Annotated in this window: 20 protein-coding genes and 2 tRNA genes; 7 read left to right on the top strand and 15 right to left on the bottom strand. The window is 39.8% G+C overall.

Annotated elements, in window-relative coordinates; translation table 11 throughout:
- Positions 1 to 243 precede the first annotated feature (243 nt).
- The gene (locus tag HMPREF0014_RS21885) at positions 244 to 741 is read left to right on the top strand and encodes a GNAT family N-acetyltransferase (protein WP_006581269.1); all 498 of its coding nucleotides are present in this window, start codon (positions 244 to 246) and stop codon (positions 739 to 741) included.
- Positions 742 to 796: 55 nt separating this feature from the next.
- Here the strand turns inward: HMPREF0014_RS21885 and guaA are convergent, their stop codons facing one another.
- The gene (gene guaA / locus HMPREF0014_RS21880) at positions 797 to 2365 is read right to left on the bottom strand and encodes a glutamine-hydrolyzing GMP synthase (RefSeq protein ID WP_002054280.1); all 1569 of its coding nucleotides are present in this window, start codon (positions 2363 to 2365) and stop codon (positions 797 to 799) included.
- Positions 2366 to 2751: 386 nt separating this feature from the next.
- Between guaA and HMPREF0014_RS21875 the strand changes: the two genes are divergently transcribed.
- Entirely contained in the window at positions 2752 to 3969 is a 1218-nt protein-coding gene (locus HMPREF0014_RS21875; protein WP_170318172.1) for a DUF445 family protein, read from the top strand.
- A gap of 58 nt (positions 3970 to 4027) precedes the next feature.
- On the opposite strand, the gene HMPREF0014_RS21870 is transcribed toward HMPREF0014_RS21875, so the two are convergent.
- Complete coding sequence (locus tag HMPREF0014_RS21870; RefSeq protein WP_004711072.1) at positions 4028 to 4465, bottom strand: DoxX family protein; 438 nt, start codon at positions 4463 to 4465, stop codon at positions 4028 to 4030.
- A gap of 194 nt (positions 4466 to 4659) precedes the next feature.
- On the opposite strand from HMPREF0014_RS21870, the gene HMPREF0014_RS21865 reads away from it, so the two are divergent.
- A complete protein-coding gene (locus tag HMPREF0014_RS21865; RefSeq protein ID WP_006581267.1) occupies positions 4660 to 5301 on the top strand; it encodes a DedA family protein in 642 nt (213 codons plus the stop codon).
- An 8-nt stretch (positions 5302 to 5309) separates the two neighbouring features.
- Here the strand turns inward: HMPREF0014_RS21865 and HMPREF0014_RS21860 are convergent, their stop codons facing one another.
- From HMPREF0014_RS21860 to HMPREF0014_RS21840, 5 genes are all read right to left on the bottom strand, one after another.
- Positions 5310 to 5900 carry a LysE family transporter gene (locus HMPREF0014_RS21860; protein WP_004883927.1) on the bottom strand — a complete coding sequence of 197 codons (591 nt, stop codon included), beginning with the start codon at positions 5898 to 5900 and terminating at the stop codon, positions 5310 to 5312.
- Positions 5901 to 6114: 214 nt separating this feature from the next.
- The gene (locus HMPREF0014_RS21855) at positions 6115 to 6501 is read right to left on the bottom strand and encodes a hypothetical protein (protein WP_002054173.1); all 387 of its coding nucleotides are present in this window, start codon (positions 6499 to 6501) and stop codon (positions 6115 to 6117) included.
- A gap of 10 nt (positions 6502 to 6511) precedes the next feature.
- Positions 6512 to 7354, bottom strand: a complete 843-nt coding sequence (locus tag HMPREF0014_RS21850) for a ParA family protein (RefSeq protein ID WP_002054248.1) — start codon at positions 7352 to 7354, stop codon at positions 6512 to 6514.
- 77 nt (positions 7355 to 7431) lie between these two features.
- Positions 7432 to 7824, bottom strand: a complete 393-nt coding sequence (locus tag HMPREF0014_RS21845; RefSeq protein WP_006581265.1) for a SirB2 family protein — start codon at positions 7822 to 7824, stop codon at positions 7432 to 7434.
- 11 nt (positions 7825 to 7835) lie between these two features.
- Positions 7836 to 8144, bottom strand: a complete 309-nt coding sequence (locus tag HMPREF0014_RS21840; RefSeq protein WP_000051228.1) for a BolA family protein — start codon at positions 8142 to 8144, stop codon at positions 7836 to 7838.
- 230 nt (positions 8145 to 8374) lie between these two features.
- Here HMPREF0014_RS21840 and HMPREF0014_RS21835 point away from each other — a divergent pair.
- Together HMPREF0014_RS21835 and HMPREF0014_RS21830 are read left to right on the top strand one after the other, a co-directional pair.
- Positions 8375 to 8450 (top strand) — tRNA-Gly (locus tag HMPREF0014_RS21835).
- Between the two features lie 45 nt (positions 8451 to 8495).
- Positions 8496 to 8571: transfer RNA gene (locus HMPREF0014_RS21830), tRNA-Gly, on the top strand.
- 175 nt (positions 8572 to 8746) lie between these two features.
- Here the strand turns inward: HMPREF0014_RS21830 and HMPREF0014_RS21825 are convergent.
- The 7 genes from HMPREF0014_RS21825 to abaR all read right to left on the bottom strand — a co-directional run bounded on the left by HMPREF0014_RS21825 (position 8747) and on the right by abaR (position 22955).
- The gene (locus tag HMPREF0014_RS21825; RefSeq protein WP_020992355.1) at positions 8747 to 9508 is read right to left on the bottom strand and encodes a 4'-phosphopantetheinyl transferase superfamily protein; all 762 of its coding nucleotides are present in this window, start codon (positions 9506 to 9508) and stop codon (positions 8747 to 8749) included.
- Complete coding sequence (locus tag HMPREF0014_RS26365; RefSeq protein WP_006581263.1) at positions 9501 to 13604, bottom strand: alpha/beta fold hydrolase; 4104 nt, start codon at positions 13602 to 13604, stop codon at positions 9501 to 9503. Before HMPREF0014_RS26365 ends, HMPREF0014_RS21825 begins: the two co-directional genes overlap by 8 nt.
- A gap of 24 nt (positions 13605 to 13628) precedes the next feature.
- On the bottom strand, positions 13629 to 17588 hold the full coding sequence (locus tag HMPREF0014_RS21820) for a non-ribosomal peptide synthetase (RefSeq protein WP_006581262.1): 3960 nt from the start codon (positions 17586 to 17588) through the stop codon (positions 13629 to 13631).
- Positions 17585 to 17845, bottom strand: coding sequence for an acyl carrier protein (locus tag HMPREF0014_RS21815; RefSeq protein WP_002054205.1), 261 nt, complete (start codon positions 17843 to 17845; stop codon positions 17585 to 17587). The genes HMPREF0014_RS21820 and HMPREF0014_RS21815 overlap by 4 nt, the downstream gene beginning before the upstream one ends.
- On the bottom strand, positions 17842 to 19617 hold the full coding sequence (locus HMPREF0014_RS21810; protein ID WP_082187657.1) for an acyl-CoA dehydrogenase: 1776 nt from the start codon (positions 19615 to 19617) through the stop codon (positions 17842 to 17844). Before HMPREF0014_RS21810 ends, HMPREF0014_RS21815 begins: the two co-directional genes overlap by 4 nt.
- Before the next feature lie 50 nt (positions 19618 to 19667).
- Positions 19668 to 21557: a fatty acyl-AMP ligase gene (locus HMPREF0014_RS21805; RefSeq protein ID WP_006581260.1), complete on the bottom strand. Its 1890-nt coding sequence runs from the start codon at positions 21555 to 21557 to the stop codon at positions 19668 to 19670.
- Positions 21558 to 22238: 681 nt separating this feature from the next.
- Complete coding sequence (abaR, locus tag HMPREF0014_RS21800) at positions 22239 to 22955, bottom strand: LuxR family transcriptional regulator AbaR (protein ID WP_006581259.1); 717 nt, start codon at positions 22953 to 22955, stop codon at positions 22239 to 22241.
- Positions 22956 to 23773: 818 nt separating this feature from the next.
- Between abaR and HMPREF0014_RS21795 the strand changes: the two genes are divergently transcribed.
- Positions 23774 to 24190 carry a DUF4902 domain-containing protein gene (locus tag HMPREF0014_RS21795; protein WP_006581257.1) on the top strand — a complete coding sequence of 139 codons (417 nt, stop codon included), beginning with the start codon at positions 23774 to 23776 and terminating at the stop codon, positions 24188 to 24190.
- A 63-nt stretch (positions 24191 to 24253) separates the two neighbouring features.
- Entirely contained in the window at positions 24254 to 24820 is a 567-nt protein-coding gene (abaI, locus tag HMPREF0014_RS21790) for an acyl-homoserine-lactone synthase AbaI (RefSeq protein WP_006581256.1), read from the top strand.
- Between the two features lie 95 nt (positions 24821 to 24915).
- Here the strand turns inward: abaI and HMPREF0014_RS21785 are convergent, their stop codons facing one another.
- The gene (locus HMPREF0014_RS21785; RefSeq protein WP_002050568.1) at positions 24916 to 26268 is read right to left on the bottom strand and encodes an MFS transporter; all 1353 of its coding nucleotides are present in this window, start codon (positions 26266 to 26268) and stop codon (positions 24916 to 24918) included.
- Between the last annotated feature and the right edge of the window lie 47 nt (positions 26269 to 26315).

Below are 26315 nucleotides of genomic sequence, written 5' to 3'. Positions count from 1 at the left end.
TAAATATTAAGATATATCTTAATATATCTTTTATCAAGTATAAGTAATATTATACGACCTATTGTATTGATAGTTATTAAGATTAATTTTTATCTTTAAAAGTTAAGCAATAAAAAAGAGTGCTTAAGCACCTTACTAGGTAGTTTCCTGAGAAGAAATTTAAGCTGACGAAAGAAAAGAATATTTATGATGAATTTCTTATAAAATGTAATATGTTAATTTTTCTCTTTAATAATAAATAATATGCACTTGTGTTATGTAAGCGATTTAACATTAGCAGATGCGTCTAATTTAGTTAGACTTTATACAAATGATACGACTAGAAAGTATTTAGGTGGCCCATTGGAAGTATCTCTAGCTCAAACGCGAGCACATGCTGATATTAATACTCCAAGTAAATTACCTATTTGGGCAATTCGATCTTCTACTGATCATAATTTTTTAGGAATTATATCTCTGGATACTCATCATGACGGTTCAGATATCGAAGTATCATATGAATTGCTGCCGGAATATATGGGATATGGATATGCAACTCAAGCACTTGAATTTGTTTTAAATTATTCATTTAATGAGTTAAATCTTAAGAAAGTAATAGCTGAGACTCAAACACAGAACAAAGCATCAATCAAATTACTAAAACGTGTTGGAATGGTTTTTGAGAAATCAGTAGAACGTTTTGGTTCAAATCAAAGTATTTTTTTTATTACTAGTCACCAGTATATCGATAAACATAAATAATGCTTTTATCAATAGACATAAAAAAGGCAGGATTAAATCCTGCCTTTTCATTTGATTATTCCCACTCAATCGTTGCTGGTGGTTTAGATGACACGTCGTATACCACACGTGATACATCTTTAATTTCATTCATAATACGCGTTGAGATTTTATCAACCAATTCGTATGGTAAATGTGCAAAACGAGCTGTCATAAAGTCAACTGTTTCAACTGCACGAAGCGCAATTACCCAAGCATAACGACGGCCATCACCTACTACACCAACTGACTTAACAGGTTGGAACACAGCAAACGCTTGAGCAGTTTTATCATACCAACCACTGTCACGAAGCTCTTGCATGAAGATGTCATCAGCAAGACGAAGAATATCTGCATATTCTTTTTTCACTTCACCCAAAATACGAACACCTAAACCAGGACCCGGAAATGGATGACGGTAGATCATGCTATGCGGTAAACCAAGTGTAGTACCTAATTTACGTACTTCATCTTTAAACAAGTCACGTAAAGGTTCAACCAATTCAAATGCTAAATCGTCTGGTAAACCACCCACATTGTGGTGAGATTTAATAACGTGTGCTTTACCTTGTTTGCTTGCAGCAGATTCAATTACGTCTGGATAAATCGTACCTTGCGCCAAGAATTTCACGCCATCAAGTTTACGTGCTTCTTCAGCAAATACTTCGATAAATTCACGGCCAATGATCTTACGTTTTTTCTCTGGATCAACTTCACCAGCTAATGCATTTAAGAAACGTTGTTCAGCATCTGCACGAATTACACGGATACCCATGTTTTCGGCAAACATTTGCATCACTTGGTCACCTTCGTTTAAACGAAGTAAACCGTTATCAACAAATACACATGTTAACTGATCGCCAATTGCTTTGTGCAAAAGTGCAGCAACAACAGATGAGTCAACACCACCAGAAAGACCCAAAAGAACCTTTTCATTACCGATTTGTTCACGTAATTGTTCTACACGTAAATCGATAATGTGTTCAGGTGTCCAAAGGCCACCACATCCACAAATTTTATGAACGAAGTTTGCAAGTAACTCTTCACCTTTTGCCGTGTGCGTTACTTCTGGGTGGAATTGCACGCCATAGAAACGACGTGCTTCATCACTTACAGCAGCAACTGGACAACTTGGTGTGCTTGCAGTAATTGTAAAGCCTTCTGGAATTTTGCTCACTTTGTCGCCGTGGCTCATCCAAACGTGTAACTGGTTTTCGCGGTCTTGTAAGTTGCCAATAAGTTGGTCACGTTTAACGATATCAACTTCGGCATAACCAAACTCATGTACAGTACCCGGCTCAACTTTACCGCCTAACTGTTCAGACATGGTTTGTAAACCATAGCAAATACCCAATACTGGAACACCTAATTCAAACACCACTTGCGGTGCTCGCGGGCTGCCCTCTTCATGCACACTCTCAGGTCCACCTGATAAAATGATACCGTTTGGCTTAAAAGCACGGATGTCTTCTTCAGACATATCAAAGGCATACATTTCAGAGTAAACACCAGCTTCACGTACACGACGTGCAATGAGCTGACTATATTGAGAGCCGAAATCCAGGATCAGGATACGATCTTCAGTAATTTGAGTATTGGTAGTCATGACAAACCACTAAATGGCAAAAGAATTAAGCGCGCCATTTTAACATTTTTCACGCTTCGGCGCACCGCAAATCATCATATATCTTATTTTTTTCATATCAGAATCATTTCTATATTGGGATTGATCAATATAAATTAAAATTTATTGATATTTATCAATATACTGTATACCCCTTAAAAACTTCATACACATTGATAAATTCATCACATTCTATGCAACATCGTCGTGAATTTGATGTTAAGATGACCCGATAAAACAGGCATTACCATGGAAAGGTAAATACCATTAGCGATATTTGTCTGTCCTTGAACAGTTATCCGTTTTTTATGGCTTGTTGCCCCATATCAAAATCAATAGAAATCTAAGGAACAACAATGCTTCAAACTATGATTGCAGATTTCCAGCAACATTTTTGGTTGTATGTCTCTATTCCTTTCATGAGTGGTTTAATTGGCTATGTCACTAAAGTGATTGCCATTCAAATGATGTTCTCGCCACTTGAATTTAAAGGTATTAAACCGTTTTTTGGCTGGCAAGGTATCGTGCCTCGTAAAGCTGAAAAAATGGCAACCATTGCTGTTGAACTCATGACAGCCAAGCTGATTAAACCCGAAGAAATTTTTGCTCGCCTTGACCCAAAGCGTATTGCCAAAGAAATTGAAAAACCATTAATGGCAGCAGCAGAAGATATTACACGTGAGGTCGCGCAAGAGTATCAGCCCGGTTTATGGGAAGGTATGCCTGAGTTTGCCCGCCAAAGACTGATCCGTAGAGTGCAATCAAAAGCACCGGAAATTGTCGAGCACATCATGAGTGAAGTGCAACGTGACGTAAATCGATATTTTGATATTAAGCATTTGGTGATTAGCAACTTGCTTAAAGATAAACGTCTACTCAACAATATTTTTAAGCGTGTAGGCAAACAAGAATTTAAATTCTTCAGTAACGTTGGTTTTGTATTCGGTTTTGGAATTGGTGTAATCCAAATGTTGTGCTGGATTATTACTCAAGGCAAATACCCTTGGATGCTACCGCTCTTTGGTGGATTTGTAGGATTCTTTAGTGACTGGATTGCTCTACAAATGATGTTTAGACCGCTCTATCCGAAAAAGATATTGGGCTATACATGGCAAGGTCTATTTATTAAACGTCAAAATGAAGTAGCAGCTGACTACGCAGCCTTAATTTCCAAACAGCTTTTAACTTCACGTCATATGATGGAAGAGTTGTTTTCTGGTACTCACTCTGCACGTGTAATTGAGTTGGTTAACCGCCATGTTAAACAGGAAATTGACATGCAAGCAGGTGTAATTCGCCCACTTGTTGTATACGCAATTGGCGGCGAAAAATACCAGAATATGAAAACACAGGTTGCAGAACGTATTATGCAACAGCTTCCAGAAACGATGAAATATGTTGAGTCTTATGCAGAAGATGCGATGAATATTCGCAGTACTTTAATTGAACGTATGCAAAAATTAACACCATCCGAATTTGAAGGGATGTTGCGTCCCGCGTTCAAAGAAGATGAGTGGGCACTCATTGCAGTAGGCGCCGTACTTGGTTTTGTTGTTGGGGAATTACAAATCCAGTTTATGCTCTAATTTTTAAATATAAAAAAACCGGATGAATTGCTCATCCGGTTTTATTTTGTCTTGAATATTATTTTTCAATTGCATGGTCTAAGCTAATACGTCCAGCGCCATGAAGCATCAAGAAGAACAAACCACCTGCCATTGCAAAGTTTTTCATAAAATGGATGCCATTATTATATTGCGCTGCTGCATCAGCACCACCTTGGTGAAACAAGAATGCAGTCAAGATACTAAAGATTCCTAGACCAAAAGCTGCAAAACGCGCTTGGAAACCAAATAACAAAGCTAAACCACCACCGAACTCAACCAAAATGACTAATGGTAGAATTCCACCTGGAACACCCATAGCTTCCATATAACCTACAGTTGCAGCATAACCGGTAATTTTCCCCCAACCAGCAACAAGAAAGATGTAAGCGATAAGAAGACGAGCAACAAGGCTAATGAAACTATCCGCGCCTGGTTGCGTTACGATATTTTTGACCACCACATTTGGATTAAACATACAGCCACCTTTATTTAAATGCTTATTTGTTGATGAACTCATTCTAGGTTTGGGACATTGATAATTAAATACTCAAAATCCATATATATCGTTGCACAAATAGGATGATCAATTTGTATATTTTTGATGTTTTATACTGACTTTCGATAGGCTCACTGCTAGGATTTAAGCACGGTTTACCACTTAATCATCTCATGGAACTTCTTGATTTTATTCTACACGTTGACCAGCATCTCGCCGAATTTATTACAAATTACGGAGTCTGGATTTATGGCATTTTATTTTTAATTATTTTTGTCGAAACCGGTCTAGTGGTCATGCCGTTCTTACCGGGAGATAGTTTATTGTTTGCAGCAGGTGCTTTTGCGGCATCTACGGGTAAGATGGATCCATGGTTACTGGGTACTCTACTTTTTATTGCAGCAGTTTTAGGCGACACTGTGAACTATCATATTGGTCGTTTTATCGGTCCACGTGTGTTTGAAATGAATTCCCGACTCATTAACAAACAGCATTTAACAAAAACTCAAGAATTCTTTGCTCGTCATGGTGGCAAAACAATTATTTTTGCTCGATTCATTCCATTTGCCCGCACCTTCGCCCCTTTTGTTGCCGGTGCTGGTAGTATGAATTATAAGTTTTTCCTGACATACAACCTAATTGGAGCATTCTGTTGGGTGGCTTCTTTTGTAACGTTAGGGTATTTATTTGGAAATATGCCAGTTGTAAAAGATAACTTTACCCATCTTATTTTCGGCATCATTATTATTAGTGTTCTACCAGGTATTATTGGATTTATCCGCGAAAAATTAAAGAACCGTAAAGCTAACGTTTAAGGGTTCCTTTAGAAGAAACGAAATACCACCGGAAGCATACACAAAATGAGTAACATGGCCGATCCTTTATATAAATGATCGGCTTTTATTTTCTGCATTGAACCCGTTAATAAAGCACGTCCAAAAATCATCCAGAAACTCGCAGCAGGAATAAGGGTCAACGTAAAAGCAGCAAAGACCATAAGAAAATTTTCGGGCGAATTCCATGTTTCAGCTGGGAAAATACCAGCTGCAAACAGTAAGGACTTAGGATTTTTTAAAGTTGAGAAGAATAGTTGACGTGGGCGAATATTGCGATGGTTCTGGCTAAACTGTTGTAAATGTGTGGTTTTCCATAAACGGAATGCCATCCAGAATACATATAGCACACTCGTAATATGCAAAATGAGTAGCAGCGCTGGCCAGACTGGAGCTGCTAAATGAATAAATACGGCCCAAAAGCTGATGCCATAGGCATAGCCTAACCATTGCATTGGAATAAGCCAGAATGTTTTAGATAAACCTTGTGAGTGAGCTGCGGTTGCAAGTAATGCATTTGTCGGACCAGGGATAAGCAAAACAGCCAACATTGCTAATACAAAAAACCAGCTTTCAATCATAAAGTTTCCACATTGATAAAGATGCGGCAACCTTAAACGAAATAGGCAAAATATAGCAAGTTTAGTGAGTATATTGACTAGAAAAAATACAGCCACTTTAAAGTTATATTTTAAAAAAGCTTTTGATTTATATTGATTTTATTATGAAACATTTTGCTAAACTTTATTCATCACAATATGCTTTGATTAGCATATTGTGATTCAAAATTGACTATTATTTCGCCTTTTTACGAATAATAATTGGACAATTCTTAAACTGAGCAGCCTGAACAATTGCCTCTTGTTGACCCATTACACGTGAAAGTTCAGTGTTCTTGGTTGAAGAAGATTGCCCCATGTTGACAGAGATGGATGGACCGAATCCCCAACCGCCTCGTCCCCAGCCGCCACCAAGTCCAACGCCAACACCCATACCTGTACTTTTTGGAGTCTGTACACCATTGTCGATATATTGTTGAATACGGTTATATTCACTTTGCAGTTGTTGGCAACTCAAAGATTGATACTGTGTCGGAGACACATAAGTCGGTTTTACCGTCGTGGCACAAGCGCCCAATAGTAAAGTGGCTGCTGCCAAAGGCACAAGATATAAGCCTTTCATCATTTTTCTCTTATCGTTTTGGTTCAATTTCGCTGAACAATGCCTCATAAGATTGAGTCAATTTGTGTTCTGGCGCCAAGTGAGCCAAAGGTAAATTTTTCTGATGTGATTCTTTCATTAAAATTGATGGTGGTAACATGCTATTAAGTACAGGTAAACCTTCATCTTTTAACTGTTGAACCACTTCCCGCGGTAGTTTTGCTTGGGACTGGAACTGATTCACCACAATTCCCTCAATTTCCAAGCGGTCATTATGATCATCTTGCGTTTCGAGAACATTTTCAATCAATGTTTGTAACGCACGCTTTGAAAATACATCACAGTCGAAAGGAATCAGAACTTTATCTGCAGCAATTAAAGCAGACAAGGTGAAAAAGTTAAAAGCTGGTGGTGTATCAATATAAATGCGGTCATATCGTCCAATTAAGCTTTGAATTGAATCACGTAATTTATAAATTTTATGTTTGCTTTCAAGTGCATGTTCAAGAGCACCGAGCGTAGGGCTAGCCGGAAGCACATCTAGTTTTGCAAAAGATGTTGAGTGTACAAAACTGTCGAGATCTTTATTACGAGGGGCTTTTAAAATTGAGCCTATAGCATTACCAATTAGACCTTTTTGTTGATTATTCCCCAGCACATCTTCAAAGAAGTTTTCAATATTTGGTTCTAAAACTGCTTTATCAGCAGCGTATGTTGCCTCTTCACCTAAAAGGTATTGGCTAGAGTTGGCTTGAGGATCAAGGTCGATCACCAAGGTCCTTAAGCCATGTTTGGCACTAATTGCAGCCAAATTTACAGTAATACTTGATTTCCCTACACCGCCTTTTTGGTTAAACACCACACGAGTTAACATGTTTCCCTCTACATATTTTTTTTACTGTATGCAGTTTAACCTAGAGCTTAAGCAAAAAGGCAAAGAATGTAGAACAATTAAGCAAAAACCGGTTTCACGATGACCAAAATAATAATGGCAACAAATGCGATTGCACTAATAACCAAACCCGCACGGCGCTGGGCTAATAAAATAGTGTCATCCTTTTTAAAGGCTTTCATTAATGATGATAAGAGCACTAAAAATAAGATAATTTTAGCGTAAAACCACGGCTGGACCTGAAAGTTCTTCATCACCAGTAAAATTGCGCCAGTAATAAAAACCACAGTAAATGACAAATGCTGTAAAGCAACTAACACTTTACGCCCTGCTGGGTTAGGTTGTTGACCTTGTACACCAATAAACAGTGTAGAAGCGCGTAATACAAAAACCATAAGTGCGGCTGCTACCGCAGTCATATGAATAATTTTAGTGAGTAAATGTGCGTCCATAAACTAAGCCCTTAGCTCTTAGGTGCATGTGCACATTCTGGACTCGCTGGCGCTTGACCTTGCCACTCACTTGGTAAATAAGCGTGAATTGCTAAAGCATGGATTTGTCCCGGATTCATTAAATCAGAAGCCAAGGCATAAACTTTTTGATGACGTTGAACCAAACGCAAGCCGTTAAACTCTTCACTCACTACAATCACTTTAAAATGTGATTCTTTACCTGGAAAATATCCACCGTGGCCAGCAGACTCATTAATGACTTCTAAATGGCTAGGTGCAAGGGTTTGTAACCGTTCAATCAACTGTTGTTCAAGGCTCATAGCTTTTCCTTTTACGATTATTCGTATATTTAGACCTAGTATACCCTGTCTACACACAAACAAAAGTTGCTCTTGTACGCTTTGACTTCAAACAAAATGTCTATTTATTCGGCAACTTATCAATAAAAACGGCTCTAAATACTCATTTCTGTTTTTATTTTATGCAATCAGCATAATTATTTGCATAAAGTTGTTGACCCTTGTTTTGCTTAATGTATTATAAGCGGCACGCGGGAATAGCTCAGTTGGTAGAGCATAACCTTGCCAAGGTTGGGGTCGCGAGTTCGAGTCTCGTTTCCCGCTCCAAATTGGTTTTTTTTGAGAAAGTTTTAGTAAAAACTGCTCATATATGCGGGAATAGCTCAGTTGGTAGAGCATAACCTTGCCAAGGTTGGGGTCGCGAGTTCGAGTCTCGTTTCCCGCTCCAAATTTAAAAAGCCCTAGTCAAAAGACTGGGGCTTTTTTCTTTTTATCGATCCTTATTTTTTACTTTATCAATTCACAGCATAACTTACTGAGAAGAACCCGGTTCAAGTCCAACGAAAGACTTTCTAGCTTCTACCCGATTCACCTTTTTAAATTGTCAGTTATATCCATTTAATTTAGTTATATCTACAAGGTGTCGGCTTCATTGGATGCATAGATATACACGGCAATAATTGGAAACAGTCCATATTAAAGCGTTCTATATGGTGGCTCTGCTGTAAACATATGGAAAAGATAAAATTGCAATCATAAACATAGCTTTGAAAATGATATTGTTCTGTGTTTTGAGTATCCTTAGTTGCATCAAAAAACTTTATATATTCAGAAAAGACATGGAAATTAAGCTTCTTTAAATGGCTACTCATTCCTTGACCAGTACATTTAATATAGGCTTCTTTCAAGGTCCATATTTGAAAAAACCGCTGATATACGCTGAATGGGTCAATCGGTTCATTTTTCTGAATCCACTCCATTTCACTCGCCGCTAAAACGCTATCAACCCGCTTCCATTGGAACTCTCGATTCACTCGTTCAACATCAACACCGATTTCCCCTTCTTCAGTCACAGCAAGGACAATAACGTCCGATGAATGACTAAGATTAAAATAAATCGTCTTACTACCTTGTACAAAAGGTTTGCCGTTCGGTTGTAATTGAATATTGACTTGATGGGCTGAAATACCCAGCTTATCTGCTAGAACAGACTTCGTTAAGACACGAGAAATTAAGAAAAGACGTGCTGCCTGAGGAAGATATTGATCATATCTCAACTTTTCTGCGGCATTGAGAAAGCTGAGATAATGACTCAATATGAGATGGTTATCTGGTACCCGTGAAACTGGGCAAATATAAACCTGCACTTGGGGTATATCAGACATCACTAAGTTGTGCTGTAGTACTGATATACTTTGTCAGAACCGGTGTGAGGTAATCATAAACCGCTTCTACATGGGTAATGTGTGGATTATGACCTGCGCCAGCAATGATATGTACAGGAATATCAGGACTTATTGGGGTAACAATTGGATTTTTCTCTCCAATAATAATCTCGACTTTAGATCGAAGCTCATTGAGCAGAGTAGTTTGAGCGGCTCGTTGCTGTGGCAAATTAACGAGATGCATATACTCGCTAATATGCTTAGATACTGGTACACGGCATAATGAATCCATCGCATAGCCCACTGACGGATTTTTTTGTCCATCTGGATGCAGATCTTTAGCAATGATATCTTTCGGCACAAAACGGAAAATTAAATTAGAGATGGCCTGTATTTGGAATATTTTAGCAGCCCGCGCCTGAACAAAATAAGGTGATATCAGGATAAGGCGAGCAACTTTATCTGGATATTTCTTTGCAAGATTTAATGCGAAAAGACACCCTAACGAGTGAGCAATCACAACACTATTTGGTGCTAAAAGCTTTGAAGCAACATCAATAAATTGATGGTTGTTATCTTCCATTATCTCATAACTACCTGAACGCCCAAGTCCAGGTAGGTCCATCATAGCGACCTGATCATAGGTGATTTTATTAATGATTGGGAGCCAACATGTGCTATCGAATGGAATACCGTGTAAAAATAATGCAGAAGATTTTTCTGAACCAACTGGTTGTTTAGTATAGATTTCTGTCCAATATCGATTCTGATAGCTGAAACAGCTAGGCGTTGGAGCTTGCATACGACCAAAACGTGTAAGTACCAGACGATCAATCCAACGAGAAAAATAAGGACTGGTATTTATTAGGTCTGCGATACCCATCTTAACAGCTATCTTTTCTGTCTCAGCGACATGATAGTTTTCATTAGAAATAAAAGCGAGCTGCTCTTTTGAGCCACCAAGCAATACCTCAGGTAATTTCTCGAGCAGAACTTTAGGTATTTGCAAATGTGGTGCGCTAACCCCTAAGTGCTCGGCAGCTAGGTTAACTAGACGATGACATTTAGGTGTCGCAGGATCAAGTAATACATACTCCTGAGCAATAGTCTCAGGAAAAGATATCGTTCGGATGAGAAAGCTCACGATATATTGCATATTGCACAGTGGCAGGAATGTATCACTCCCACCAGGCAGCGCCAGCAGACGTCCTTGATATAACTTATCAATCATTTCGGCAATACCAATATATTGCATATCACCATAAGTATAAAAACCATCAATGACTGTCGCCGGATTTATTGCGGTCCATGGCACATTTAAACGCTTACATGTCTCAATAAAAGCTTGATGCCCTAAAATTTTCGAAGCTTCGTAACCACCATATTTATAATACAAATCATCAGCAGACTCTTGCGGCGGGGTAGCGACACGATATCCACCAATCCAGATAAATCGCTCAAGCTGTTTCAATGTCGCAGCCCATTCAATCAGAGCAAGTCCTGATTTAACATTCGTACGCTGAGCTTCAACTTTGCTAATGCCCCAATTAAATGATGCTGCAAGATGATAAACAACATGGATCTTTTTTTGAGCATCCGTTAGTAGAGAGTCCAACTTAAAGTCATGACTTAAATCATACTCAACAAAGAGTTTGCCGTGAACCATTGTTTCAGTTAAAGCAATAGTCTGAGTCACGTCACCACCAAAACTTACTACAGCTTTATCACCGAACTGACCTGCCATATAAGTTTTTAACGATTCAAGGATTTCTGTAATGCGATGATTACTACCTGTTTTCATCAGAATCGTAATCTTGGCATAGCGCTGAGTGGTATCAATGTAGGAATCAAAATCCGTCGGCTCACCAGACATTGAATACAACAGTAAATACTGAGCGACAACATCTTTGGTTGCAGGAACCTGAAATGCCTGTGGCTGATCGGCATTCATGGCCTGATTCATCCGTTTGATATAGTCCACAATAGAGATTGTTTTACCGACCTCTGGAATTGAATTCGCGAACTTTTCTGTATTATCAATTGCTTTGAGAATTTCAGGGTTTTCGATACCATCACGAACTTTAGTATCGACCATAATGTATAGGCTATTTGTTCCACCAAGAGACTGATTCAAAAATCTGTCGTCTTGCTGCATTGGTAGGTCACGCGAGAAGAAATTTCGACTATCGTTATCTACTACAATACGGCTGGTACCGATAGCAAGTAAGGCACCTACTACCGCAATCGCAGTCATTAACATCATTCGCGGACGAACTGACAAAATAGCATCACCAATACGGTTTGGAATCCAATCCCATATCGGTAGACCTTTACGTTTGACCTTCGTAGCAGAAGGTGGTGGCAACATCGAGCGCAGTGCCGGAATAAAAGTCATCTCAATCACGAGTGTACTAATGATCCCGATCCCAGTAAAAATACCGAATGAACGAATAGTCGGAATATTGAAAGTTAACAGAGAGAAGAACCCGGCTGCTGCAATTCCGCCAGCCAATATCATAACCGGACCCACACGGACCAGAGATTGAACAACAGCTTCACTATTGGCAGCTTTAGGCTCCATCCCTTGAGCAAGCAAGCGGTCAAAGTCTTCGTAGTACCGCTTTAACAACTGTACGGCATGACCTGCTGCGATGGCCAAAATCAAAATTGGTGTAGGTGAGTTAAAAATATCCATCGGCTGTTTAAATAGGCCCATCATGCCCATACCCCATGCCACAGACAGCAAAGCTGTAACGAGTGGCAAGATCAACCCCTGCTTACTGCGAAATGCTTCAAAGTGCAATAAACCGATCACCAACACAGCAATTGGGAACAAGATATTGATACGCTTAGAATAATCTTCAGCTTTATCGAGATAGACGGGATTGCCACCAACACTGATGGTCATATCTTTGGATTGTTCGCTCTCTACAATTTTGTTGATTGGAGCCATCATCTTCTGGAAGCCTTCCGGGCTTTCCTCAAGCTCAAGCAAAATTGCAGCAGTTCTTTGATCTTTAGATACGACTGAATTCATATAGGTCGGGTTCATTGCCAACATTTTTTTCAAATGATCGATATCGTCCTGAATTACAGAACTGGTTGGCAATAATTTCTTGGCATCAAACCCTTCCGAATTAGCCATGATCCCTTTGGCTTGGCGTGCAGCCAGACTCATCATCGTAGAACGAACTACGCCAGGTGCATTGTCAACTTCTTCGGTAATATGTTTAACTTTTTCTAATACTTGCGGCTGATAAATATCACCTTGTTTCGGTGTAATGCCGATCACGACCATATACTTGGAACCGAATTTCTTTTCGATCAGTTTGGTCGAGGTGATATAAGGATGCCCATTAGGTGCAAGTGCGCCCGGATCAATAATAATTTTTACGCCCGATGCGAGATATGCCAAGACAATCGTTAAGAGCATGACTACGGTCAGCACAATACGGCGATGGCTGAGAATCCAACGCGCATATTTTTCCATCACTGGATGAGTCTTTTGAAGTAGTGTTTCGATCTCGTGTGATTTTTTATCGGCCTCTTGTTCTGGCTCTTCAATCTCTTGTGATGGCTTCTCGATCTCCTGCGATAGTTTTTCGATCTCTTGCGACGGTTCTTCGATCTCCTGTGCTTGCTGACTCACTGCCTCATAGGTTCCACCCTTTTTAGCCAGTGCTTGGAGATTAATAAGATCTTTCTTGAACTGGGCAAGAACCATCTTTTTTAGCAGTGCATCGGGAAAGACACCAAAAAAGCCGCCTGGTTCCGCCACAAAAAGCCACTCAATCCATGTACCTTCTGGATGCGGTTTAAAGTGGTAAGTACCCGTATAGAGAAAAGGTCCTTCTAGCACTTGAAAGGCATATAATTCGTTGGGTACCAGATGGGTAATTTCACCTTTAAAGGCCAACTCACGACCAGCAAAGGTCAAACCGATTTCATACCTACTGCCCACACGCGGAGTATTATCTAGTAGCTCAGAATGCTTACATGACAATTGCCAGCTTGCATCATGACCCGGGTTGGCAAGATATTTAAAGACCTTGTCAATATCGCCTGGCATGAGGAAAGCATGTTCTATGGTCACCATAGTGGTTCTACCTTCTTATATTTTTTATGCAGGAACTGGATACATCTGATCAATTGTCTGGGCCACAGCCGCCACGTTCTCAGCGAACATAATCGATGAATGGTCACCAGGCAGATCCACTTGTGTAAGCGTATCTTTGATCAGTTGATCCCAACCGAGGCTTTCCCCGAAATCTTCCATCTCATCTTTAGCCTTGACCAAGAGGATCGGAAAATCTTCAGGTTCTGGGAAATAGGTCTGGAGTGCGACGCCATTAGCCAAATAAGTGTCAAAGTAAAGTCGGAAATCTGATGGATTAGCATCCAAAGGTATAACATTGATAGCTTTAGCTTCTTTAAGCACATGATCAAACATGTGATCTGAACTTAATTCGCGCAAGTATTGCGCTGGGATCGTCAACTTTTTCCCATAAGGGACAGCTAAATCACGAGCAAACCAAGACAAGAGCATGGCATCATCGGCATCTTCAGGTACATTTTCTGGAATTGGAGCACGAGTATCGATCATGACAATCCCTGTGACCTGCTGCCCCATTTGACGCAACTGACGACTGATCTCGTATGCAATCGCACCACCAAAGCACCATCCACCGAGGAAATAAGGCCCCTGAGGCTGCATCTTTTGCATTTCAGCAATATAGAGTGTCGCCATTTCTTCAATGGCTACTTCAGCGGCATCTGCTTCAATCAATCCTGGAGACTGAATAGCACGTAAAGTACGATTCGGATTGAGATGACGCGAAAGCTCCATATAACAGAAAGTACTACCACCAATCGGATGGAACAGCCACAACGGTTGTTCATAGGTTCCACGACGTAATTCGATTACGATGGAAGGTTTGATTTCTTTATTTTCACGGATGATCTCGCCTAAACTTTCTACAGTGGAGTACTGTGCTAGTAAGGCAACTGATAATTCGGTACCAAATACCTTCTTGAGATGATTGACAAGCTTCACCGCAAGTAATGAATGCCCGCCTAACTCAAAGAAATCATCATATATACCCACCCGCTTAACTGACAAAATCTGCTCAAAGGTAGTACATAGCTCGATTTCGATCGAATCTCGTGGTGCAACATAATCATTGCTCTGCTCAAACACTGGCTCAGGGAACGCCTTACGATCTATTTTGTTACTACCCGTCATTGGAAATTCATCCAATCGGATAAACGTACTTGGCACCATATAAGCTGGGAGATGGAGTTGCAGGGTCTTTTTCAAACCTGCCATGTCAATGTCATGTCCAGTCACATAAGCTACTAATTTCTGATCGTTGTCGGCAGTGGTCTTAACCAATACTACGGCATCTGTAATACCATCGATCTGTTTGAGAACATTCTCAATTTCACCCAGTTCAATACGGAATCCACGGATCTTGACTTGGAAGTCCAGACGTCCGTGATGGGTCAAACGCCCATCCATACGCAAACAGACTTTATCTCCAGTACGATAAAGTCGACCAGCATTTGGTAGAGATGGTAAGGTTCTGAATTGTGCATCTGTCAAATCAGGTCGTTGCCAGTAATCAATTGCTAGACCATCACCTCCAATCCAGAGCTCTCCCATAACACCGCGTGGGACCAACCGCTGTTGTTCATCAAGAACATAGAGCTGGGTGTTCGCCATTGGCTGGCCTAAATCAATCAATTTTGCATCGGTAATGTGGGCTGCACTCGACCATACCGTAGTTTCGGTCGGGCCATAGATATTCCAGAGACAACTTACTTTGCCCAAAAGTTTTTCTGCAAGTATAGGATCGAGTGCCTCGCCGCCACTAATTGCAGTCATACCTGGAATACCGCTCCACTCGCTATCTAAAAGCATTTTCCAAGAGGCTGGTGTTGCCTGCATAATATTGATCGACTTCGCCTGCATATAGTCCACCAGCAAGTTACCATCTAGCGATACCTCACGTGGGCAGACGTGTACCACACCGCCGTACATCAACGGAATCAATAGCTCAACAACAGAAATATCAAAGGCATAAGTTGTAATCGCCAATAACTGCATATCTGGCGTTGCTTGCAGCCTATCATTCACAGACAGCAAGAAATTAGCCATTGAAGGATGCCCAATACGCACGCCTTTAGGCTTCCCTGTCGAACCTGAGGTGTACATCACATAAGCGGTATCACCAAAGGCAAGTGTCTCACGCACTTGCTCAAGAGGTACAACACCAGCTTGATTAATATCTAAACGAGGCACAGAAACATTAACAGCATCCATTAACTCAGCTTGAGTCAAGATGACTTTAGGTTCAGCGTCTTCTACGATGTTATGCAGACGTTCTCTTGGGAAACTAGGATCTAATGGCACATATGCTGCTCCTGCCGCCCAAATTCCGAGGATTGCAGCAGGCAATAGCGTAGTACGGTCTAACATCAGACCTACACGATCACCATTGGTAATATTGTGTGCACGCAAATATTCAGCGATACCAGCGATATGCTGACCTAACTCATGATAGCTGACAGCATGATCTCTGCAGGTCGTAGCATAGTTGTCACCACGCTCGTCAATCTGCTTCAGAATCATTGCCAATAAATCATGCTTAGAATAGTCCGTAACCTGACCATGTAGATAGCCTAGCTGGATGTTATTCGCATAACTAGGAGCAATATCTAACTCAATGAGCTTACGCTCAGGATGGGTCACCATCTCCGATAGTATGATTTGCAGCAGTTGCACCATATTCTCGGCAGACTCTGCAGAGAATATTTCGGAATTGTATTTCAGTACACCAACCAGTTCACCCTGATATTCACCCCCCATTTCCAGCATAATGTCTAATTGACCTTCTTGCTGGCGAACCGGAAAGCTTCCTAAAGTCAGGTCTTGACCAACTAATGTAGCTGGATTCTGGATTGGTAAGAGTAGTTCCTTAAACTCATCCATGCCGCCTAGACGTTCCCAGAACATTCCCACCTGAGCCAATGGGTTAATACTGCCATCACGCTTTGGTGAGACAGCCTCAACTACTCTAGAAAAGGCAACTTTTTGATGTTTTAGGCTTTGTTTTAATTGTTCTTGGACCTGTTGCGTAAATTGGCGTAAGGTTTGATCAGCATCAATGTCCACATGAAGAGCTATTGTATTGACAAATTGCCCAAGCGCATTACGCAAAGAACGCTCAAGTCTACCTGCTACTGCTGTGGCAATAACTAGATTATTTTCATTTGATAGTTTGTTCAGTAGGATATAAAAGCCAGATAGTACAAGACCAAACAAAGTGATCTCATAATCTTTCGCCAAGCTCACAAGCCCAGATGATACTGACTCAGGCACACGGAAAATCACCGAGCTACCTTTATGTTGCTGCACAGCTGGACGTGGGTAATCAAGCGGAATACTATGCACATGTGGTGCGTGCTGTAACGCATTTTTCCAGAAAAGTAGGCTTTCATCAGCATCGTCGGTCGCATTGTTCTTCTGCTTATCCGCATACTGTGCGAACTCGATTCCGTCTACTGCATTTGACTCTGTAATTAGTCCAAAGCGCTTGCAGACATCACGCAGCAACAGACCAATTGACCAGAAATCCATTAAGGCATGATGAATCACAACTGCAACCACATAATGATTCTGACCACGTTCATAACAATGAATACGCCACAATGGTGGTTGAGTCAGATCAAATGGTTGCTTGGTATCTTGTTCAACCAATTGCGTCAAATCAGAAGCTTCAACATGTCGAGCATCAGTGAAAATAATATTAGGATACACGCGATCCCAGATAAGTTGCTCAATCCCCTGTTCATTGGCAGGCATGCTTACACGCAATAGCGGGTAATCATCCATCACCGCTTCCAAAATCTCCATCGGTTTGTTGCCTAATGGTTGATTGACCTTTACATCAAAGGCCACCACCATATTGTAGGCACTGCAAGTTGGCTCAAAACGTTGGATATACCAAATACCAAGCTGCTCTGCAGAAATCGCGTGACGTGACAGAATTTTTGGCTCTAGGTGTGCAATGTTATTCATGAAGCAACTCCCTGTTGCAACTCAGAAACAAGATATTCGGCCAATGTATTAATTGTTGGGTAATCCCATAGTAATGTCGGCTCAAGTTCCAGTTTTGTCAGATCTTCTAAATCCCCAGAGACAGACAAAGCAACGATCGAATCAAGACCATAACTGGTAAATTTTTGCTCTGGATCAATCGTCTCAGGCTCTACACGCATTTCTTTGGCTACTAGTGTACGAATGATCGCGCTCCAGTAAGCTTTATCCTTATTCATGGGGTAATCTCCTCTTTAACTGGTTTGGCATCGCGCGGTGCCAATGCAAAATCGATAACAGATAACATATGGTTAGTTGAAATTCGGTCTAGCAAATCTGCCAATGTGCTTTCACGTACTGATGCCATAGGAGGAGATGTCTCTCCTTCGGCGGTATTTAAGAAAATGATCAGCCATGCACCATCCTGCAAAGCAGGCCTTAAACCATGACGGTTAAAAACCCAGAAACCCAGCACAGCAATGCGGGCAAACAGCTCGGCGTAGCCACGGGCAAGGCTAAAGCGCAGCGTTTCAAATTCGTTGCTTTGCTCAGAGTTTGAAAAGTAATCCTGAATTTTTTGATCCAATGAGCGCTGTTCAACAAGCAACTGGTTTGCTCGCTCACGTAGTGTAGAAAGCGTTTGGGCAGGCAATCCTGCTGTGACATCGGTATTGTTGAGCATTTCGATGATTGTCCCGAGCGACTCCATTACCAAGTCACCATCTCGGTTAAAAATCTCAAGCTCACGAAAATCAATAGCACCTGTCTCTACCTGCAAGTCATACAACTGGCGATAGCGTGCTTTAGCGTCGGCTTGATTGAGATGGTCGGCTTTTTTACTGCGACCTTTATTGGCAGACTTGAGCTGAAAACTCAGGCTGTCTAGACAGACGGTACTGCTACCATCAAATACACTAACAATCAGATGGTCTCTGAATGCTTTTTGGTACATTCCATCAGCATATGCATTTCTTAAGAAAAAACGTGAGCCAAGCACTGAAGAAGTGATCTTGGCAAGCGACTCTACATACTCAGGTACTACGACCTTGACGATTGGTGACCATGTACTGAATTGATTGATACAAACATGTAATCCACGCGCACCAACGAGTGATAACACCTCAACCGCTAAAAGATAAGCATAGGCGGTGGCGAGTTGCTCACGCACTAGCGGAATGTTTATCACTTTTTTGTTATATAACTCGCGCTCAATAGCAAATTCGGTCGCGATACGTAGCATCGTGTCACCCGCTCCGAGCGAGAAACTACTGCAATATGCGCGTGTTACCTGTAGTGTCTTGAGACCAAGCTCCAAGCCCTGACCTTCTTCACCGATTAGAGCGTCTTTGTGAATTTCAGCATCATTGAAACCAATACCGCTAATATCTAGACCACGCATACCCACCGTTGGCAGACGGTTCAAACTATACGTTCCTTTCGAAGCCATTTGACGCTTATCGAGCCAAAATGCACTCAAACTACGCGGTCCACGATCATTCGATGTTTTAGCAATCAGACTTAAAGAGTCACCTAAAGTGGCGCGATTGATCGACCATTTTTCGCCATTTAAGACATACTTGCTTTCACCAGATTGTGCAGTCACTTCACTAGATAACAGATCTGCACCATGTGCTTTTTCACTATAAGCTAGTGCTGGCGCAGCACCACTTAAAATTCGGTTAGCGATGTTTTGACATTGATTCGCATTACCACCGATCCATACGATCACAGACCAAGCATTCGTGCTATAGGTCGAATTGATGGTTAGATCACGTCGTGCTAACACACGATGCAGATATAACAACTCTTCACCAATTTCCATGCGCCCCCCAAGTTCTGAAGGTACATAGAAACGGTTCATGCCCACCGCATTCAGAAAATCAACAGCACGCTGAGGATACTGTTCCTTTTCATCACGCTCGATGGCAGCGGACCAAGAAAAATCATTGTTGGTATCATGTACGGAGCCTAAAATTTGCTCCAGACGAGCAGCAGATTGAAACTGCCGCAAATTGGAAGTAAGTGACATGAATTTTCACTCAAATGATTAAAGGGTAAGGGTTAAAACAAAGCACTTTTCAGACGATTAAAAATCAGCGTGCGCACTTCACGTTCCTTGATCATTGAGTTGAGTAGATTGGAGCTATAACGAATCAACTGCCCCCGCTGCTCACGATCACGGATGACGTCTAAGCCGTTCTTGATATAATTTCGAGCAATCACCGTTCTACGGTTTGGATGGGTCAAACAGACCAGCTGACCTCGCTCGATCTGTTCTTTAATTTTTCTTCTTCTAATTTTGCCGCTAGTCGTTTTATTTATTCGGCCTTGATGCAATAAATAGACCCCTTCTACAGGCAAGCCAATATCAGCTGCCACTTGTTCTTTAACCTGAGTCCTGATGTTTTCAAAATTAAGAGTCTTGTTTAATGACTTCTTCTTGATCTCAAGTACAACCGTAACACCCTCAGAATCAGCAAAGTTCACTGCTGCAACACAGCCTTTACGAACAGCAGGATGTGCCATTTCAACAGAGCATTCGATATCTTGTGGGTAATAGTTTTTGCCACGGATAATAATTACATCCTTAAGACGGCCAGTTACATACAGGTCTCCATCTTTGATAAAGCCCATATCACCCGTTCTTAAGTAATATTCTTTACTTGGCTGACCTGCTTCATCAAGGATCGTTGCTTCAAAGGTTTCCTGATTGATCTCAGGCTTCTGCCAGTAGCCTGCAGTGACACTCTCTCCTGCTAGCCAGATTTCACCAACTTCATGAGCTGCTACTTCTTTATGGGTATGCGGATTAACTATGCGGCAATCAATGTGCGCCGAGATCTTGCCACAGCTCACCACTTGCACCGCGGTCTGATCCTGACTGGTTTGTACCAAGTGAGCATTCAACTTATCACGATCAAGAGAAATTGCATTGAGAGGGCCAGTCACACCACTGACTAAGAGCGTCACTTCCGCCAAGCCATAGCATGGCAAGAAAGTATCTAGTTTCAGTTTGGACTGAGTATTGAACTTCTCCATGAAACGCTGCATGACATGCGCTTTGATTGGTTCTGCACCGTTAAATAGTACACGTACGCGGCTCAGATCAAGCGTTGCTGCGTCTTCATCTGAAATACGATGCAAGCACAACTCATACGCAAAGTTTGGACCACCACTGATCGTGACGCCTTTTTCACTAATAAATTGTAGCCATTTAAGCGGTTTACGTATGAAGTCCAGAGGCGACATTACATAACAAGTTATCCCCACATACACGCTCTGCAAAACCGAGCCGATCAATCCCATATCATGATAAACAGGCAACCATGTAAGGCCGATATCATCAGGTTGTGTACAAAAAGCTTCCGTAATCATGGCTTCATTTGCCATAATATTTTTGTGGGTGACAATTACACCTTTAGGCCAACCGGTCGATCCTGAAGTGTATTGAAGGAAACAAACATCATCTGCATCAATATAAGGAAAATCCTTTTCCGCCAAGTCACGCTGAAATTCCGTATCAACAGCATGTAGTATTAAACTTTCATTTTGAGCTTTTAATGTAATTAGGCCCGATAACTCAAGAATCTTTTTTGTTGTGAGCACGATTTTTGGCTCACAGTCATTCATAATATTCAAAATATTAGAAAAACCATTACGATTAAACGGCAAGCTAACTGGTACTGCGATAATTTTAGCTTTCAGACAAGCAAAGAACGATACGATAAAGTCTAGCCCCGGTTCGAACAGCAAGACTGCACGATCACCACTGTCTACAAGGTTCATTAATATCTGAGCTTGGTGTTGAACTCGCTTATTCAGATCTGCATACGTTAGAGATTGAATCCCACCAGATTGGCGTCCCAAATACTCAAAAGCAGTCTTACCCCCATTTAGGTTCGCGTGGGATTCCAAAGTTGCAATGATATTATCCGTACACATTACAGCCATAACTTACTCCGATTAATTATAATTAACCCTTAAAACCTGCTGATTCAGAAATTAATTTCTAGTTGGAGGTTTTAATAAAAATGAATATACTTTTTCTTTAAAATATAAATTCACATTATATTTTATGCACAAGTGTCCTTTATTACACCTGTAAGGGTTTACAGGTTAGATGTTACTTATTGAAAAATAAGAAGCTAAAATATTTTTAAAAATTATTTTTTATTCAGTTATATAGTTTAAGAACTTTTAAATAATTAAAAAAGCGACCATTCTTTGATCTACTTTTAGATACTCTTAAGTAAAATTTTTTAATCTTCAGATCATTACTCAGTTTTTCTTCTGCTGCGTTTGTTTTAATTTTTTTAGTTTCTATATGAGATATAATTTATAGTTCTTTTAAAGATAAATTATCAAATAATATCAACTCTCGTATAATTTTACTTTTAAGATTAAATTATTAATACCGCCTATTTAATTTTATTTCAGATAATTAAAATTTAATTTATACATTATTATAATAAACTATAAATAATTTTATTTAAAAATAATAAAGTTACTCATTATTTTAAATTCATAGATTAAATTTTTAAAATAAAAACTTAAAATACATATTATAAAATATTTAAATAAATATCATATAATTATTTATTTTATAATACTCTATATTCTTTATATATCTTTTTACAAAAGTCCCAGCATTACTGCTCGAATAGCTGCTGAAATTTTATTATTTACATTTAATTTTTGCATCGAGTTACAAAGATGAAAATTTACAGTTCTTTCAGTAACCCCAATAATCTGAGCAATCTCTGCTGAGGTTTTTCCCTCTGCTGTCCAACGTAAAGCTTCTTTTTCTCGGTTCGTTAAATAAAGGTTGAACTGAGAAAACTCTACATCATTGACAATTTTAGCAATGCTGGAATGCAATGTTTGGGTCAACCAATACATATTTGTATATTGTGCTTTTTGCTCTTTTTCTGATAATTGATCGGTGGATCTTGCTAGTGTTAACATCCCTCTCGTCCCAATAAAATCACGACTTGACTGAGCCCAACCGACATTTAAACCATAAGAACGCGCCTCTTCCCAGAAATCTTTTTCTTCTTGTGTTTTTGCATTTTGACTCGACCAGACAAGAGGTTGAAGTGATACCATACAATGCTGCACAGTAGGGTCTACCTTCACGTAACGTTGTTCTATATAGCGCTTTTGCCATGCCTGAGGATAATTATTCAACATAATTGTTTTTGGTTCAGCAATAGACAGCGGTGACTGCATACCATAAGCACAATAATCAAATCCAAGCTTTGACGCTGTAGATTTGACTACTTCAAACAATTCATCTTCATTTTTTACGACCAAAAATGCTGATAATAAATCCTCTTGCCAACTTTCCATTTGCTCTCATTAGGCTCCATTCAGAAATTATTTTTTGTTCAGTTATCTCTTGTGAATCCAAATAATTAAATTGAAGCGTAGGGCTATTTTTTTACCTTTATTTCAATAGAACTCTACAAAAATCTAAAAGATTACGAGGCTGTTAAAATATTTCCATTACTTCATCTTCTTTTATTACTTTCTCAATTGCAGATTTTGAACTCATCATCCAATTAACAACACTTTTAAGCCCAAATGGTTGTAAATTATTCAGATAAACTAAATTTCTGAAAGCCTTTAAGGTTGTTATATTCAATATACAGATTATGCTTGAAAAAATTAAATTTTACAGGATGCATTTTATTCCAAAAAACATAGTTTTTAAAATAAAAAAACAATGCTCATTATTTAATCTTGAAATTATATTTTATTAATTTAATTAAATAATACATTTCAACAATGATCCAAGAAATATAATTTTACCAATCATTATATATTCAAACTAAAAAAATAAATAATTATTTAGCAAATCAAATAATTACATGGTGGCTTATTTTAGTTAAAACTATTGTTTTAATAACAAGTATAAAAGCCACCTAAAAAAGCTAAAAAAAGTAAGTCAATTGAGCATTGTCAAAAGCATTTTTTATATTATAACTACAAGATAATCATTTTTTACTTTAGCCAACCTTAATACTTGAATAATCTTCCAATAAGAATAGCTTAACGATATAGGGCATCAAATTATATTTAACCTGTTAAACATAACAGTATTTAATTGGCAATAATTTATGGTATTTATCAAAAGATTTCTATTTCAGGGTACTTGAACAGGTAGCATGGCCAACATTACCCCTCATTTTTCAATTTCGACAGATGGTTTTATTCGTATGAATGAGAACCAACTCATGAATTACCCTTTTCAACACGTTGTATCTATCGTTGAATCAACCCAAATTGAAAAATCTCAAATTGTTTATTATGGTTTTACTGAATGGGCGACATTAAAAACGCCTGCTTTAAGTACAGGATGGGACTGGGAATTCGTTGAACAAAACGGTTTTGTTACTTTAAAACGAACTGGTCTGCCTAGAAGCAATATTATGATTGTTGATATATCTGGTACAGATATTGGATTTGATAGCACTGAAACATTAATCAAAAGGAAGATAGATACTTTGTTCTGGGAACAATTCATTTATGCTCAAATCAATACAAGCTTAATCAAGTCTAAAGTAAGTCTGAATTTCTCTTAGAAACCTGTAAATTTTTACAGTTACCGCCTTTCCAGCTGTTCAGTAAAGTCACATCAAAAATAAGTGGAAGCACTTGTAGTGAATATTATTGCTGGATTTCAAAACAATTTTTCAGAAGGCTTATATAGCAAATTTAAAAGTTACCGTTATAAGGTATTTGTTGAGCATTTAGGATGGGAGTTAAACTGCCCACATAATGAAGAACTCGATCAATTTGATAAAGTCGATACAGCTTATGTGGTCGCTCAAGATAGAGACTCTAATATTATTGGCTGTGCCAGATTACTACCTACGACTCAACCGTATTTACTTGGTGAAATATTTCCTCAATTACTTAATGGAATACCTCTCCCGTGTTCCCCAGAAATTTGGGAATTATCAAGATTTTCAGCCGTAGATTTTTCAAATCCGCCTACAACAGCAAGTCAAGCAGTGTCATCGCCAGTTTCTATTGCAATTTTGCAAGAAGCGATTAACTTTGCAAGAGAACAAGGGGCCAAACAACTTATTACGACCTCTCCTCTAGGTGTAGAGCGTTTATTACGTGCTGCTGGTTTTCGCGCCCATCGTACAGGCCCACCAATGACGATTGATGGCTATTCTATGTTTGCCTGTTTAATTGATGTGTAATGGTTTAAAGGTTAACTCTTGTCTCTCGGACATGAGTTAACCTAGTTTTTTTATAATCAAGAAATACGCTTATTGCGAAGAATAAATAACGCGTATCAATCAATCTTGGTTTTTAAATTTAAGTTTGCTTTTTTATAATAAGTCTCATCCGTTTTAGAGTTTCCATCACGCGGCATAAATGATGTCGATATAATTGCAACGACAGCCATACTGCCAATATAAAGCATAATTAAATATGGGTTACCTTGCCCAATACTGAGCAGCTTGGTGGCAATCATAGGGGCTAAACCACCACCCAAAACACCTGCCAACTGTACTGAAATCGAGATACCGCTGTAGCGAATTTCCGCAGGAAATTGACGCGCAAAAAGCTGAGCTTGTGGCGCATACATAATTGGAAACACCACACCAATCGCCAGCACAATTGCTGTCCAGACCAGTACCGGATCTTTGGTATTGAGCATGCTAAAAAATGGATAGCAGTAAAGTGCTAATACGCATAAGCCAAACATAAACATATTGCGTTGACCGACTTTGTCGGACAAATGTCCGCATAACGGCGTCATAAATAAAATCACGGCTGCACCACAAATGGTGGCAAATAAAATATCTTGGCGGGGAATACCAAGTTGTGCAGTGGTATAAGCTAGCGTAAATGTTGACGCAATATAAAACCATGCATTTTCAGCAGCACGCGCCAGAATAATGGTGATAAGTTGTTTTGGATGATTTTTAAAAACCTGAAAGGCAGGAACTTTGACTTCTTCAGACTGCTGTTTTACTTTTTCAAAATCTGGTGACTCAGGCACTTTTACACGAATATACCAGCCCACTGCCAGTAAAATAATGCTGGCAAGAAATGGTAAACGCCAGCCCCAGCTAAACAGTGCTTGCTCAGGTAATAACGACACCAGTCCTAGCGCGATTGAGGCGAGCATTAAGCCACCACCTGTACTCGCCTGTGGCAAACTTCCCCAAAACCCTTTACCACCTTCGGGTGCATGTTCAACGGCCATAAGCACGGCACCGCCCCATTCACCCCCCATGGCCATACCTTGAATAAATCGCAAGATCACCAAACCAATTGCGGCCCAATATCCAATTGATTCATAAGTTGGTAAGAGGCCAATCAGTACGGTTGGAATTCCCATGAGCATCAGCGTTAGCAACAACATTGACTTACGACCAATCTTGTCACCGAAATGACCAAAGACCAAGCCGCCTAAAGGCCGCCCAATAAACCCAACGGCATAGGTTGCAAATGCTGCAAGCACACCTGTAAGTGGGTCCAGATTAGGGAAAAATAACTTGTTAAAAATGAGTGCTGCTGCTGCACCATAAACAAAAAAGTCATACCACTCAATCGTGGTGCCAACCATGCTAGAGATGCCTGCTAATCGATGTGACGACTTTTTAGGATGTGAACCGTTTCCATGTATTGTTTGCATCGTAATATCCTTTTTAGATTTTCTTGTTTTGTCTTTTTATGCTTATG

This window comes from Acinetobacter sp. RUH 2624 (assembly GCF_000162375.2).
Lineage (GTDB): Bacteria > Pseudomonadota > Gammaproteobacteria > Pseudomonadales > Moraxellaceae > Acinetobacter > Acinetobacter nosocomialis.
This window is presented reverse-complemented; position numbering and strand designations above follow the sequence as displayed.

What these genes read in the sequence shown, in the direction of transcription:
- HMPREF0014_RS21815 (WP_002054205.1), bottom strand. Translation starts at nt 17,845, where the DNA reads ATGAATAAGGATAAAGCTTACTGGAGCGCGATCATTCGTACACTAGTA.
- HMPREF0014_RS21865 (WP_006581267.1), top strand. Translation starts at nt 4,660, where the DNA reads ATGGAACTTCTTGATTTTATTCTACACGTTGACCAGCATCTCGCCGAA.
- HMPREF0014_RS21885 (WP_006581269.1), top strand. Translation starts at nt 244, where the DNA reads ATGCACTTGTGTTATGTAAGCGATTTAACATTAGCAGATGCGTCTAAT.
- HMPREF0014_RS21805 (WP_006581260.1), bottom strand. Translation starts at nt 21,557, where the DNA reads ATGGCTGTAATGTGTACGGATAATATCATTGCAACTTTGGAATCCCAC.
- HMPREF0014_RS21845 (WP_006581265.1), bottom strand. Translation starts at nt 7,824, where the DNA reads ATGGACGCACATTTACTCACTAAAATTATTCATATGACTGCGGTAGCA.
- HMPREF0014_RS21855 (WP_002054173.1), bottom strand. Translation starts at nt 6,501, where the DNA reads ATGAAAGGCTTATATCTTGTGCCTTTGGCAGCAGCCACTTTACTATTG.
- HMPREF0014_RS21850 (WP_002054248.1), bottom strand. Translation starts at nt 7,354, where the DNA reads ATGTTAACTCGTGTGGTGTTTAACCAAAAAGGCGGTGTAGGGAAATCA.
- abaR (WP_006581259.1), bottom strand. Translation starts at nt 22,955, where the DNA reads ATGGAAAGTTGGCAAGAGGATTTATTATCAGCATTTTTGGTCGTAAAA.
- HMPREF0014_RS21840 (WP_000051228.1), bottom strand. Translation starts at nt 8,144, where the DNA reads ATGAGCCTTGAACAACAGTTGATTGAACGGTTACAAACCCTTGCACCT.
- HMPREF0014_RS21795 (WP_006581257.1), top strand. Translation starts at nt 23,774, where the DNA reads ATGGCCAACATTACCCCTCATTTTTCAATTTCGACAGATGGTTTTATT.
- HMPREF0014_RS21860 (WP_004883927.1), bottom strand. Translation starts at nt 5,900, where the DNA reads ATGATTGAAAGCTGGTTTTTTGTATTAGCAATGTTGGCTGTTTTGCTT.
- guaA (WP_002054280.1), bottom strand. Translation starts at nt 2,365, where the DNA reads ATGACTACCAATACTCAAATTACTGAAGATCGTATCCTGATCCTGGAT.
- HMPREF0014_RS21870 (WP_004711072.1), bottom strand. Translation starts at nt 4,465, where the DNA reads ATGTTTAATCCAAATGTGGTGGTCAAAAATATCGTAACGCAACCAGGC.
- HMPREF0014_RS21825 (WP_020992355.1), bottom strand. Translation starts at nt 9,508, where the DNA reads ATGTCTGATATACCCCAAGTGCAGGTTTATATTTGCCCAGTTTCACGG.
- HMPREF0014_RS21785 (WP_002050568.1), bottom strand. Translation starts at nt 26,268, where the DNA reads ATGCAAACAATACATGGAAACGGTTCACATCCTAAAAAGTCGTCACAT.
- HMPREF0014_RS21820 (WP_006581262.1), bottom strand. Translation starts at nt 17,588, where the DNA reads ATGAATAACATTGCACACCTAGAGCCAAAAATTCTGTCACGTCACGCG.
- HMPREF0014_RS26365 (WP_006581263.1), bottom strand. Translation starts at nt 13,604, where the DNA reads ATGGTGACCATAGAACATGCTTTCCTCATGCCAGGCGATATTGACAAG.
- HMPREF0014_RS21875 (WP_170318172.1), top strand. Translation starts at nt 2,752, where the DNA reads ATGATTGCAGATTTCCAGCAACATTTTTGGTTGTATGTCTCTATTCCT.